The sequence below is a fragment of the Caballeronia sp. GAWG1-1 genome (assembly GCF_023631465.1).
Classification (GTDB): Bacteria; Pseudomonadota; Gammaproteobacteria; order Burkholderiales; family Burkholderiaceae; genus Caballeronia.
The window spans coordinates 99,553-112,271 of sequence record NZ_JALQDB010000018.1; the positions used below are offsets into that span (position 1 = coordinate 99,553).

The 12,719-nt window shown below is 62.2% G+C and carries 14 protein-coding genes and 1 tRNA gene; 9 read left to right on the forward strand and 6 right to left on the reverse strand.

Translation table 11 applies throughout. The features are described from left to right. Positions 1–44 precede the first annotated feature (44 nt). The 3 genes from cgtA to rplU all read right to left on the reverse strand — a co-directional run bounded on the left by cgtA (position 45) and on the right by rplU (position 1,998). Entirely contained in the window at positions 45–1,163 is a 1,119-nt protein-coding gene (gene cgtA / locus NCT03_RS11990) for an Obg family GTPase CgtA (protein WP_250465691.1), read from the reverse strand. A gap of 210 nt (positions 1,164–1,373) precedes the next feature. Continuing rightward, complete coding sequence (gene rpmA / locus NCT03_RS11995) at positions 1,374–1,634, reverse strand: 50S ribosomal protein L27 (protein WP_014192314.1); 261 nt, start codon at positions 1,632–1,634, stop codon at positions 1,374–1,376. A 52-nt stretch (positions 1,635–1,686) separates the two neighbouring features. After that, positions 1,687–1,998: a 50S ribosomal protein L21 gene (rplU, locus tag NCT03_RS12000; protein ID WP_244828118.1), complete on the reverse strand. Its 312-nt coding sequence runs from the start codon at positions 1,996–1,998 to the stop codon at positions 1,687–1,689. Positions 1,999–2,245: 247 nt separating this feature from the next. Here rplU and NCT03_RS12005 point away from each other — a divergent pair, with 247 nt between their 5' ends. The 9 genes from NCT03_RS12005 (at position 2,246) to NCT03_RS12045 (ending at position 10,005) form a co-directional block, all read left to right on the forward strand. Further along, entirely contained in the window at positions 2,246–3,238 is a 993-nt protein-coding gene (locus NCT03_RS12005) for a polyprenyl synthetase family protein (RefSeq protein ID WP_244826283.1), read from the forward strand. 41 nt (positions 3,239–3,279) lie between these two features. Beyond that, positions 3,280–3,356: transfer RNA gene (locus tag NCT03_RS12010), tRNA-Pro, on the forward strand. 159 nt (positions 3,357–3,515) lie between these two features. Then, on the forward strand, positions 3,516–4,805 hold the full coding sequence (locus NCT03_RS12015; protein ID WP_250465693.1) for an HlyC/CorC family transporter: 1,290 nt from the start codon (positions 3,516–3,518) through the stop codon (positions 4,803–4,805). Positions 4,806–4,879: 74 nt separating this feature from the next. Then, the gene (locus NCT03_RS12020; RefSeq protein ID WP_250492733.1) at positions 4,880–6,073 is read left to right on the forward strand and encodes a GspE/PulE family protein; all 1,194 of its coding nucleotides are present in this window, start codon (positions 4,880–4,882) and stop codon (positions 6,071–6,073) included. Continuing rightward, positions 6,070–7,278, forward strand: coding sequence for a type II secretion system F family protein (locus NCT03_RS12025; protein ID WP_250492734.1), 1,209 nt, complete (start codon positions 6,070–6,072; stop codon positions 7,276–7,278). The genes NCT03_RS12020 and NCT03_RS12025 overlap by 4 nt, the downstream gene beginning before the upstream one ends. 31 nt (positions 7,279–7,309) lie before the next feature. Continuing rightward, positions 7,310–8,221 (forward strand): prepilin peptidase, encoded by a 912-nt coding sequence (locus NCT03_RS12030; protein ID WP_250465699.1) that lies wholly within the window; start codon positions 7,310–7,312, stop codon positions 8,219–8,221. 16 nt (positions 8,222–8,237) lie between these two features. Next, positions 8,238–8,843 (forward strand): dephospho-CoA kinase, encoded by a 606-nt coding sequence (coaE, locus tag NCT03_RS12035; protein ID WP_250465701.1) that lies wholly within the window; start codon positions 8,238–8,240, stop codon positions 8,841–8,843. A gap of 147 nt (positions 8,844–8,990) precedes the next feature. Then, positions 8,991–9,746, forward strand: a complete 756-nt coding sequence (zapD, locus tag NCT03_RS12040; RefSeq protein ID WP_244826289.1) for a cell division protein ZapD — start codon at positions 8,991–8,993, stop codon at positions 9,744–9,746. Between the two features lie 67 nt (positions 9,747–9,813). Further along, positions 9,814–10,005, forward strand: a complete 192-nt coding sequence (locus NCT03_RS12045) for a DNA gyrase inhibitor YacG (RefSeq protein ID WP_244826290.1) — start codon at positions 9,814–9,816, stop codon at positions 10,003–10,005. Here the strand turns inward: NCT03_RS12045 and NCT03_RS12050 are convergent. The 3 genes from NCT03_RS12050 to argJ are packed head-to-tail and all read right to left on the reverse strand — an operon-like array spanning position 10,002 to position 12,582. After that, complete coding sequence (locus NCT03_RS12050; RefSeq protein WP_250465704.1) at positions 10,002–10,445, reverse strand: NUDIX domain-containing protein; 444 nt, start codon at positions 10,443–10,445, stop codon at positions 10,002–10,004. The two genes, NCT03_RS12045 and NCT03_RS12050, sit on opposite strands and share 4 nt — an antisense overlap. 5 nt (positions 10,446–10,450) lie before the next feature. Next, entirely contained in the window at positions 10,451–11,314 is an 864-nt protein-coding gene (locus NCT03_RS12055) for an ATP-binding protein (protein WP_244826292.1), read from the reverse strand. A 26-nt stretch (positions 11,315–11,340) separates the two neighbouring features. Next, a complete protein-coding gene (gene argJ / locus NCT03_RS12060; protein ID WP_284503181.1) occupies positions 11,341–12,582 on the reverse strand; it encodes a bifunctional glutamate N-acetyltransferase/amino-acid acetyltransferase ArgJ in 1,242 nt (413 codons plus the stop codon). Positions 12,583–12,719: the final 137 nt, after the last annotated feature.

Here is a 12,719-nt window from a genome sequence, read left to right on the forward strand (position 1 = left end):
GCATTCTCCTCGGATGTCGCGGCCCACGCGGGCGGGCCGCGTCGTTACTCTTCGTCTTCGTCTACGTCTTTGTCTGCTTGCTCTTTCACAGGCGTGTCGCGAAAGCGCACGTCCGCCGCGAGATCCTCGGCCTCGGCCGCGCGCGACGCGTCCGAGTTCTGCGAAATGTAGTCGTAGATTGCGTAGATGAGCGCCTCGCAACCCTGACCGGTCAGCGCCGAAATCTCGTACACCGGCCCGGTCCATTCGAAACGCTCGACGAAGTCGTCGATACGCGCGCGACGTTCGTCTTCCGGCACCATGTCGAGCTTGTTCAGCACGAGCCAGCGCGGCTTTTCGTAGAGCGACTCGTCGTATTTGCGCAGTTCGTTGACGATGGCCTTCGCCTCGGCAACGGGATCGACGTTTTCATCGAACGGGGCGAGATCGACCAGATGCAACAGCACGCCCGTGCGCTGCAAGTGACGCAGAAAGCGATGCCCAAGCCCCGCGCCTTCCGCCGCGCCTTCGATCAGGCCGGGAATGTCCGCGATCACGAAGCTCTTGCTCGGACCCACGCGCACCACGCCGAGATTCGGCGCAAGCGTGGTGAAGGGATAATCGGCGATCTTCGGCCGCGCGTTCGACACCGACGCGATAAACGTGGATTTCCCCGCGTTCGGCATGCCGAGCAGACCGACATCCGCGAGCACCTTCAGCTCGAGCTTGAGCATGCGGCGCTCGCCCGGCTTGCCGTCGGTCTTCTGACGCGGCGCACGGTTCGTGCTCGACTTGAAATGTAGATTGCCGAGGCCGCCCGAGCCGCCTTGGGCAATCAGAATCTGCTGATTGTGTTCGGTCAGATCGGCGATGAGTTCGCCCGTGTCCTGATCCGTGATGATGGTGCCGACCGGCATGCGCAACGTGATGTCGTCGCCACCTTTGCCGTAGCAGTCCGCGCCACGACCGTTTTCGCCGTTGCGCGCCTGATGCTTCTTCGAGAACCGGTAGTCGATCAGCGTATTGATATTGCGATCCGCAACTGCGTAGACGCTGCCGCCGCGACCGCCGTCGCCGCCGTCCGGTCCGCCGAACGGGACGAATTTTTCGCGGCGCATCGACGCGCTGCCATCTCCCCCGTCGCCGGCGATGACTTCAATTCTCGCTTCGTCAATGAACTTCATGCGTTGCTCCGTCCCGTGTTTCTGCTCGATGAGACCGGAACAAGCATTGAAGCTCAAATTCCGGTCGAGATACTATTTTGCCGTGACTGACGTGCGCCAGCCATGGTGATGAAGAATTCCTGGCGATGCGGCGTTTCGCGCATCCAAAAAACAAAAGGCCCCGCGAACTTCGCGGGGCCTTTGTCGGTCCTGAAGCCCGTGCAGTAAAACTTAAGCTGCCGGGACGACGACGACCGTGTGCTTTCTTGCTGCGCCCTTCGTCACGAACTTGACGTGACCGTCGGCCAGCGCGAACAGCGTGTGATCCTTGCCGATGCCGACGTTTTCACCCGGGTGCATGCGCGTGCCGCGCTGGCGAACGATGATGCCGCCTGCGTTGATTGCCTGGCCGCCATAAACCTTCACGCCGAGGCGTTTCGATTCTGAGTCGCGGCCGTTGCGGGAAGACCCGCCTGCTTTTTTGTGTGCCATTTGATTAGCTCCTTAACCGATTTCCGCGTAACGATAACGATGCGACCACGCCTTAGGCGTTGATCGCGTCGATGCGCAGTTCGGTGTAGTTCTGGCGATGGCCAGCGTGCTTTTGGTAGTGCTTCCGGCGACGCATCTTGAAGATGGTCACTTTGGCATGACGACCTTGGGAGACCACGGTAGCCTTGACGGAAGCCCCACTGACCAGCGGCGCACCGAACTTAATCGATTCGCCTTCGCCTACTGCGAGAACCTGGTCGAGCGTGATTTCAGCGTCAATGTCTGCCGGTATCTGTTCTACTTTCAATTTTTCGCCAACGGCAACTTTGTACTGCTTGCCGCCGGTTTTTATGACCGCGTACATTGAGAACCTCACTCTGAATTCATTTTTCCACGCACCGCGCGAGGAAAACACGAGATTATACATAGGGTTAGAGGCTTCGTCAAAACGCATTGACAATCCCGTGCGTTGTGCATGACGGCGCGATCCTCGGCGAAAACAGTCCGATTTGACGCCGATTTCGCAGGCAAACGCCTCCGATGCTCGCGCCCGACACGCGTGGTCAGTCGGATTCGCCTTATAATCCGCCGCATCACCTTATTAGCCGATCATGTCGTCCACCGCCACTTCCCCTCCCAACGCCGCCGCACTGCTTGCCCCGATCGCCGAGGACATGCAGCAGGTCAATCGCGTCATCCGGCAGCGCCTGGCATCAGAAGTGATGCTCATCAACCAGATTTCCGAGTACATCATCGGCGCGGGCGGCAAGCGCTTGCGGCCGGCGCTCTTGCTGCTCGTCGCGGGCGCGCTCGGGGACACGACGGGGCACCGGCATGAACTGGCTGCCGTGGTCGAGTTCATTCATACGGCGACGCTTCTCCACGACGACGTGGTCGACGAATCCGACCTGCGTCGCGGCCGCAAGACGGCCAATGCGCTCTTCGGCAATGCCGCGAGCGTGCTGGTCGGCGACTTCCTGTATTCGCGCTCGTTCGAAATGATGGTGACCGTCGGCAAGATGCGCGTGATGGAGATTTTATCCGTCGCGACCAACGTCATCTCCGAAGGCGAAGTGCTGCAGCTTCTGAACATGCACGATCCGGACGTGGACGAAGCGCGTTACATGCAGGTGATCCGCTACAAGACGGCGAAGCTTTTCGAAGCGGCGGCTCAGCTCGGCGCGGTACTTTCAGGCTCTGACGCGCGCACGGAAGCAGCGGCGGCGGAATTCGGCCGGCGCATCGGCACCGCGTTTCAGATCATGGACGACTGGCTCGATTACACCGGTACGCCTGAATCCATGGGCAAGAATGCCGGCGACGACCTGCGCGAAGGCAAGCCCACGCTGCCGCTCATCTATTTGATGGAGCACGGCACGCCGGAGCAAGCAACACTCGCGCGCGAGGCGATCGAGCAAGGCGGCACGGATCGATTCGATACAATCTTCCACGCCATTACGACTTCCGGCGCGCTCGATCACACGCTGGAGTGCGCGCGCAAGGAAGCGCACGCCGCGGCAAGCGCGATTTCTTCGTTTCCAGATTCCATTTACAAAGAAAGCCTGATAGAATTATGTTCTTACTCGACGTCGAGGCAGTCTTGAAACAGACTAAACCGCCTCTAAAGTCCAGGTAAAAACAAATTCGGGGTGTAGCTTAGCCTGGTAGAGCGCTACGTTCGGGACGTAGAGGCCGGAGGTTCGAATCCTCTCACCCCGACCAGAATTGCTGAAAAACCCGCATGGTCCGCCATGCGGGTTTTTTTTTGCGCGGCTGATTTACGCGTCTGCCATGGGTCCGCCAAGCGCGTGCACGCAGCAGGCAAGTCAATAAAACCGTCTGTTATAGTCGTCCCCATCACCGCCCCTACTCGATCAACGCGTGGACAACCTTCCCTTATGGGCGCAAATTTGCGCCATCTTTCTGCTGCTCATTCTTTCCGGTTTTTTCTCGATCTCCGAAACGTCGATGATGGCGCTCAATCGCCATCGGTTGAAGTTCCTTGCCAGTCACGGATCGCTGCGCGCGCGCACCACGCAAGGACTACTCGCCAAGACCGATCAACTGCTTTCGGTCATTCTCATCGGCAACAACCTGATCAATACGATCATCCCGGTTCTCACCACGTCGATTGCGCTCAAGACTTTCGGCCACAACAACATGGTCCTGTCGATCACGACGGGCATGGTCGCGTTTCTCATCATCGTGTTCGCAGAAATTGCGCCGAAAATAGTCGGCGCGACGTATCCCGAAAAAGTCGCGCTGCCCGCGAGCCTGATCCTTTCGCCGCTCATGCGCATCGCGCGGCCGCTCGTGTGGTTCGTAAATCTTTTCGCCAACGCCATTCTGAGCGCGTTGCACATCAACACGAAAGGCGGCCGCGATCAGCGCATTTCGCCGGAAGAATTGCGCACCATCGTGCTGGAATCGGGCAGTTTCATGCCGACCAAGCACCGCAGCATCCTGCTGAATCTGTTCGATCTGGAGAACATTTCCGTCGATGACGTGATGATCCCGCGCCGACGCATTGAAGCGCTCGACTTCGATGCGCCCTTCGACCAAATTCTGCATCAGCTCGAAACCTGCTATCACAATAAGCTGGTGGTGTTTCAGGGCGATATCGACCGCGTGCTAGGCGTGCTCCACGTGCGCAAGACCTTGTCCGCGCTGCATAACCAGGAACTCGAACGCGAGACGCTGCGCGCGCTGCTCGCCGAGCCTTACTTCGTGCCGACCGGAACGCCCGTGTTCCAGCAGCTTCAGTACTTTCAGGAAAGCGGCCAGCGAATCGCGATCGTCGTCAACGAATACGGCGAATTGCAGGGGCTCGTGACGCCGGAAGACATCATCGAAGAACTGATCGGTGAATTCACGACGACGATTCCGCGCGGCGCAGGTTCGCGGGGCGGCTGGGACGACAAAGGCGAGTGCATCGTGGCGGGCAGCATGCCGCTGCGCGAACTCAACCGCTGGCTCAAGCTGACCCTGCCGACCGATGGCCCCAAGACGCTCAACGGTCTGATCCTCGAAACGCTGGAGGACATTCCGGACGGCGACGTGTCGGTGCGCATCGCGGGCGTGTATTTCGAAGTCATGCGCAGCGACGATCAAGCCATCCGCACGGTCAAGATTTTCCGCCCCGTCGCGCCGGTCAAACGCCCGCAGCGTTAGCCATTCGGACGACTACGCACGCGCCGTGCGCCGCGAGATGATCGGAGCCTTCCGACATCGACCGGCTCACGCGCATGAATTCTCCCTTTCGCCTTGCTTCAACCGCCGATCCGGCACCCGAGTCCCCTTCCGATCAAGACGCGCCCGCGGTCACGCTCGTCGCCGATACGTTGCGCGAAGCGGCGTCGCGCGGCGCGTCCGATGTCCACATCGAGCCGGGCGAGCATGGCTGGCGCGTTCGTTTGCGTGTCGATGGCGTGCTCCATGTGTTGCGGCATCCGCCAACGCATCTGCGCGATGCCGTCATCACGCGAATCAAGGTGCTGGCGCGGATTGATATCGCCGAGCGGCGCGTACCACAGGACGGGCGGCTGCGCCTCGCGCTGGCGGGCGGGCAGATTGGCGACTATCGCGTGAGTTCGCTGCCGACCGTGTTCGGCGAAAAGTTGGTATTGCGCAGGCTCGACGCGCTGCCGCCCGCTCTTTCGCTCGATGCCCTCGGGCTCGATGCGCAGCAAAGCCGCACGGTCGAGTCCGCCATTCGCGCGCCGCATGGTCTCGTGCTCGTGACGGGTCCGACCGGCAGCGGCAAAACGCTCTCGCTCTATTGTTTCCTGCAGATGCTCAACGCCGAGGCGCGCAACATCTGCTCGGTCGAGGACCCGGTGGAGATTCAACTCGCGGGTATCAATCAGGTGAACGTGCGCGACAAGGCGGGGCTCAACTTCGCCGTCGCCTTGCGCGCGTTCATGCGGCAAGACCCGGACATCGTGATGGTCGGGGAAATCCGCGATGCCGAAACCGCCGACGTCGCCGTGAAAGCCGCACAGACCGGCCATCTCGTGCTCTCGACGCTGCACACCAACGACGCGCCCGCGGCTATCGCACGGCTGATCGATATCGGCGTCGCGCCGTATAACCTCGCATCCGCGCTGCGGCTCGTCACCGCGCAAAGGCTCGTGCGCAAGCTGTGCGAGGCGTGTCGCGCGCCCGCGCCACTTACGCTAGACGACGGCATCCGGCCGTTCGAGCCGCGTGGGTGTCCGGCGTGTCATGGCATCGGATATCGCGGGCGCGTCGGCGTGCATCAGGTGATGCCGGTTTCCGATGACATCCGCGAACTCATCGTCGGACGCGCGGCGACGCACGCCATTGCCCGCACGGCGCAACTGCACGGCATGCCCGCCTTGCGCGATGCCGCTTTCGCACGCGTTCGCGAGGGCGTGACGAGCGTCGCGGAAGCCACCGAGGCCACGGAAATCGCATGATGCGCGACGAATCCACGGACACGCGCTTCGCGTGGCGCGGCGTCGATGCCGACGGCCGGCGCCGCAGCGGCAAGACCATCGCCGCCGATGCCGCATCGGCGCGCGCGTCGCTTCGGTCCAACGGCGTGATCGTCATCGGGCTGGAGGCACTCGGCCGGGCCCCGGCGCCGCGCACGAAAGGGATCGAGACCACGGTCTTTACGCGTCAGCTCGCCGGTTTGCTGCGCGCGGGACTGCCGCTCGCAAATGCGCTCGACATGCTATCCAATGCCGGTTCGCGCGGCGGATTGACACGTCTCATGCGCACGCTCGCCCGCGACATTACACGCGGCGTGCCGTTTTCGGCGGCGCTAGCGCGTCATCCCGCTTCGTTCGATGCGCTGTATTGTCAGCTCGTCGCGGTCGGCGAAGTGGCGGGCGCGCTGCCTGCCGTACTCGGACGTATCGCCGATGACCGCGAGCGCAGCGCGTCGCAACGCGCGAAGCTGCGGGCCGCGCTGACCTATCCGGTGATGGTGCTACTGCTGTCGCTCGCGATCACGGCGGGGCTGCTGATCGGCGTCGTGCCGACCTTCAAGACGATCTTCGACGGCTTCGGCGCCGCCCTGCCCGCGCCGACCCGCTTCGTGCTCGCGCTATCGGACGGCGTCGCGCGTCATGGCGTGCCGTTCGTGGTGGTTTGCGCGTGCGTGGCGCTGATCGGCGTACATCGGCTGAAGCGGTCACCGCAGGCGCGACGGCGCGCGGATCTCGCCGCGCTGCGTTTGCCGCTCGCGGGCACGTTGCTGCGCTCGCTTGCAGTGGCGCGCTGGAGCCGCGCGCTCGGCACGCTGCTCGCGGCCGGCACGCCACTCTCCGACGCATTCGATTCGCTCACTCAGGCCACCGGAAATCGCGTGTTCGACGACGCCACCGTGGAGATCGCCGTGCGTCTGCGGCGCGGCGAGCGTCTCGCGGCCGCCATGCGCGCGCTGCGGTGCTTCCCCGATGACGTCGTACAGCCGATCGCCGTCGCCGAGGAATCCGGCTCGCTCGACGCCATGCTGCTCGATCTCGCGAGCCTTGCCGACCGGCAGGTGGACGATCGCATCGGCACCTTTGCGAGTCTGTGCGAACCCGTGGTGATCGCCGTGCTGGGCGCGCTCGTGGGCGGTCTCGTCATCGCGATGTATCTTCCCATCATTCAGCTCGGCAACGTGGTGTAGCATCGCGGGCCAAAGCCATCGTTTCACTAACATGCAGCCTTTGTTCGATCCATCCGCCGTTCATTACGCCAGCCGCTATTTCGCGGCTTTTGCCGCGCTTCCGTACGCCGTTCAGTACGGCTTCGCCATCGTGTTCGGCCTCGTGATCGGCAGCTTTCTCACCGTCGTCGTGCACCGCTTGCCGGTCATGCTCGAACGCGCCTGGCGCGCCGAAGTCGATGCAGCGCTTCCAAATGCTCCGCAGCCCGAAGGCGATTCCTACCCAGAACGCTTCAACCTTGCCGTGCCGCGCAGTGCGTGCCCTCATTGCGGTCACGTCCTGCGCGCGTGGGAAAACATTCCCGTCGTCAGCTATCTCGCTCTGCGTGGAAGATGCGCGTCATGCGGCGCGCGCGTAAGCCCGCGTTATCCGCTGATCGAACTGACGACGGCCACGTTCGCCGCGCTTTCGCTCTACGCGTTCGGACCGGACTGGCCCGCGTTCGCCGCGTTCGGGCTGTGCGCGACGCTCTTGGCGGCCAGTCTCATCGATTACGACACGCGCTATTTGCCCGATGTGCTGACGCTGCCTCTGCTTTGGGCCGGGCTCATCGTCAATTTCGGCGCGGGCGGGTTTGCGACCCTGCACGATGCCGTGACCGGCGCCATCGCGGGCTACCTTTTCCTGTGGTGCGTCTACTGGCTCTTCAAACTCGCGCGCGGCGTCGAAGGCATGGGCTATGGTGACTTCAAGCTACTCGCGGCTATCGGCGCGTGGCTCGGCTGGGAAGCGCTTGCGCAGGTCGTGCTGATCTCGGCGGTCGCGGGCGCGGCCTTCGGCATCGTGGCGACGTGGCGCGGGCGCATGCGCTTCGAAGAACCGCTGCCGTTCGGGCCGTTCCTCGCGGCGGGCGGCGCGATCACGCTTTTTATCGGTACGCCGCTTTATGCTTTGTTCGGATGACGACAAGGAGCCACGGATGTTCAGCATCGGTCTGACGGGCGGCATCGGCAGCGGCAAAAGCACGGTCGCTGATCTTTTCGCGGCGCGCGGCGTGCCGCTAGTCGATACCGATCTCATCGCGCATCAGGTGACAGCGCCGGGCGGCGTCGCGATGCCGCTTATCGCGAATGAGTTTGGCCGAGAGTTCGTTGCAACCGACGGCTCGCTCGACCGCACGAAAATGCGCACGCTCGTCTTCTCCGACGATACCGCGAAGGCCCGGCTCGAAGGCATCGTGCATCCGCTGATTCGCGCGGAGACCGAGCGTCAGCGGCAGGCTGCAACGGGCGCGTATCACATCGTCGTCGTACCGCTTCTGGTGGAATCGGGCAACTGGAAGACGCGAGTGTCACGCGTGCTGGTGGTCGATTGCCCGGTGGAAACGCAGATCGCGCGCGTCATGCGGCGTAATGGCTTTGCGCGCGAACAAGTGCTTGCGATCATTGCGAAGCAGGCAACGCGGAAAGCACGCCTCGAAGCAGCGGACGATATCGTCATAAACGATGAAACATCCACGCTGGACACGCTCGCCCGTCATGTCGACACCTTGCACGCCCGCTATCTCGCGCTGGCGTCCGAATGAGCGTTCGTTGCGGCCGGCATGGGCGAAATTATCGAAATGCTTCGAAATCGACCTAAATGTGGCGCGATTTGCTAGGGTAGGGATGCAGCATTAGAATGTCCTGACTTCCCTGCCGGGGAAGCAACCGACCTACGCCGAGGCGAGCGCTTGATCCTTTACGAGTATCCCTTCAACGAGCGAATCCGGACGCTGTTGCGTCTCGAAGACCTGTTCGAGCGCTTCACGTTCTTTCTGACTCAGGAAGATCCGCGGGAGCATCATGTCGCGTTGATCACGCTCTTCGAGATCGCCGAAGTCGCGGGCCGTACGGACCTCAAAGCCGATCTCATGAAGGAACTGGAGCGCCAGCGCCAGACGCTCGCGCCCTTTCGCGGCAATCCCGGGATCGAACAAGAAGCGCTGGAAGCGGTGCTGGGCGAGATCGAACAGACGCTCGCGGGCCTTGCGGACATGCACGGCAAGACCGGCCAGCATCTTGCGGACAACGAGTGGCTCGCAAGTATTCGTAGTCGTACGATCATTCCCGGCGGTACGTGCAAATTCGATTTGCCCTCGTATTACGCGTGGCAGCAGTTGCCGGTGGAAGAGCGCCGGCAGGACATCGCCAAATGGGTCATGCCCATGCTCGCTTTGCGCGACGCCGCCGCCATCGTATTGCGGCTTGCGCGCGAATCCGGCCAGGCGTCTAAAGTCATGGCCATGCAGGGCAGCTATCAGCAGATGTTGTCCGGCAGAACGTATCAACTAATGCAGGTGCGGGTGTCGCAAGAAGTTCGCGTGATTCCCGAAGCAAGCGCAAACAAGTACATGCTGTGGGTGCGTTTCACCGTGCAGGACGGCGATCTCAAGCCGCGCGCCGTCGATGTCGACGTGCCCTTTCATCTGACGCTTTGCAGCCTTTGAACCCGAGCATTTCCGTTTCGTATCGAGGATAGATCGAAGCCCGCTCCATTCGTTACGTCTCATCGTCATGACCACTGTCGTCAAATGCCCGACCTGCGCCAAGGAAGTTCGCTGGGTACCGGAAAACCGTTTTCGTCCTTTCTGCTCTGAGCGTTGCAAGCAGATCGATCTGGGCGCCTGGGCCACCGAAAAGTACAAGATCGGAGGCAACGCCCAGGAAACGCCGCCTGACGACGACACGCGCGGCAGCCTGAACTAAGCTTCTTCGGCGAGCCATTCCAGAATGGGAATGGCTGCAGGCAGCAGCGGCGCCACGTCCACCGGCAGAGTCTGCCAAGAGATAGCCTGCCCTTCGCGCCCGAGCGGCTCGCCCTTCCACTCCGTCACTTTGCAGAAAAACAGCCGCACGTAGGCATGCGGATAATCGTGTTCGAGCGTGCGCCAAAGTTCACAGGCGACCACGTCGATACCCAGCTCTTCATGCAACTCCCGGCCAAGCGCAGCCTCGACGCCCTCTCCTCTTTCCAGCTTGCCGCCCGGAAATTCCCAGTAACCTTCGTATGGCTTGCCCGGCGGACGCTGCGCAAGCAGATAGCGCCCGTCCGGCTGAACCATGACGCCGACGGCCACTTTCGTCACCTTGCGGCCATCGGGCGCAAGATCGATGGTCGCCTCGTTCTCGTGCCTGGCGTCGGTCATGTCCGTCATTGCTTGCGTCCCGACCAGTCGCGCGCGAACTGCCATGCAACACGGCCCGAACGCGAACCGCGCTCGAGCGCCCAGACGAGCGCATCGCCACGAGCGCCGGCAATCTCGGCTTCATCGACGCCGAAATGCTTCAGCCAATGGCCGACGATCGCCAGATAATCGTCCTGCTTGAATGGATAGAAGCTCACCCACAGCCCGAAACGCTCCGACAGCGAAATCTTCTCTTCGACGACTTCGCCCGGATGAATCTCGCCATCGGACGTGTGCTTGTACGTCTCGTTTTCGCTCATGTACTCGGGCATCAAGTGACGGCGATTCGACGTCGCGTAAATGAGCACGTTGTCAGACTGCGCGGCAACCGAGCCGTCGAGCGCGACTTTGAGCGCCTTGTAGCCAGACTCGCCTTCCTCGAAGGAAAGATCGTCGCAGAACACGATGAAGCGTTCCGGTCGCGTTGAAATGAGATCGACGATATCGCCAAGGTCGTGCAAATCGTCTTTGTCGACTTCGATCAGACGCAGGCCGTCTTTCGAATACGCGTTCAGGCAAGCCTTGATGAGCGACGATTTACCCGTGCCGCGCGCGCCCGTCAGCAACACATTGTTGGCGGGCAGCTTCTGCACGAACTGACGCGTATTCTGTTCGATCAGGCCTTTCTGACGGTCGATGTTCTGGAGATCATCCAGCGCAATCTGCGAAACAGCCGTCACCGGCTGCAGATAGCCGCGCCCCTGGCGCTTGCGCCAGCGAAACGCCACTGCGGATTCCCAGTCGATTTCCGGCGCCGCGGGCGGCAACATGCCTTCGATGCGCGCCAGCACCGCTTCGGCACGCGTGAGGAATTGTTCGAGCTTGTCCATGGTGTCTTTTTCTTGGGCGCGCCGGATCAGGAGCGATAGTCGGCGTTGATGCTCACGTAATCGTGCGAAAGGTCACAGGTCCAAACGGTGGCTTGTGCGTCGCCACGGCCGAGCAGCACGCGAATCGCGATCTCGCTCTTTTTCATCACGCGCTGGCCGTCTTCCTCGCGATACTCGGGGTTACGCCCGCCCGCTTTCGCGACGAGCACGTCGTCGAGGTAAAGATCGACCTTGCCGACGTCGAGGTCCGCCACGCCCGCATAGCCGATTGCCGCGAGAATACGCCCGAGATTAGGGTCCGACGCATAGAACGCGGTCTTCACGAGCGGTGAATGGCCGATTGCATAAGCAATCTGGCGGCATTCCGCGACGTCCTTGCCGCCTTCGACGGTGATCGTCATGAACTTGGTCGCGCCTTCGCCATCGCGCACGATGAGCTGCGCCAGTTCTTGTGCGACGGCAGTGACTGCATCGCGCAAAGCAGCGTAAGCGGGTGAATCCGTCGAAGTGATTGCCGGCAGGCTCGATTTGCCCGACGCGATCAGGATGAATGAATCGTTGGTCGAGGTATCGCCGTCGATGGTGATGCAGTTGAACGAGCGATCCGCAACGTGCCTCACCAGTTCGTCGAGCACGGGTTGCGCGACGTTGGCATCGAAGGCGAGGAAACCGAGCATGGTGGCCATGTTCGGCTTGATCATGCCCGCGCCCTTGCTGATGCCCGAAAAGGTCACCGTGTGGTCGTCGATCCGCACCTGACGCGACGTGGCTTTCGGCAGCGTGTCCGTGGTCATGATGGACTGCGCGGCTTCGAACCAGTGCGCGGCCTGCTGATTGGCCAGCGCGGCAGGCAAGCCCGCTTTCAGACGATCGAGCGGTAGCGGCTCGAGAATCACGCCCGTGGAGAACGGCAGGATCTGCTGCGCGTCGAGGTTCGCGAGGCGCGCAAGCTCCGCGCAAGTCTCGCGAGCGATCACGAGGCCCGGCTCGCCGGTGCCCGCATTCGCGTTGCCCGTGTTGATGACGAGCGCGCGAATGCCCTTGCCGCCCGCGCGAACGGCTTCGAGATGCTCGCGGCAGACGATTACCGGCGCGGCGCAAAAACGATTTTGCGTGAACACACCCGCCACGGTCGCGCCTTCATCGACGCGAATGACCAGCACGTCCTTGCGGTTGGGCTTGCGAATGTTCGCCTCGGCCCAGCCTAGCGTGACGCCGGCGACGGGATGAAGCGCTGCGGGATCGATCGAGGGGAAATTGACGGCCATGTTCGCGACTCAGCTGTAGGTGACGCGTGCCGGTGAGAAGACCAGGCCGGCACAGGATGAAGGACTGACGCGCGCCGGGAGCGGAGCGACGCCGTGAAACGCGCGCGAAAGCGCCAGATGGACAAACGACGCATTGC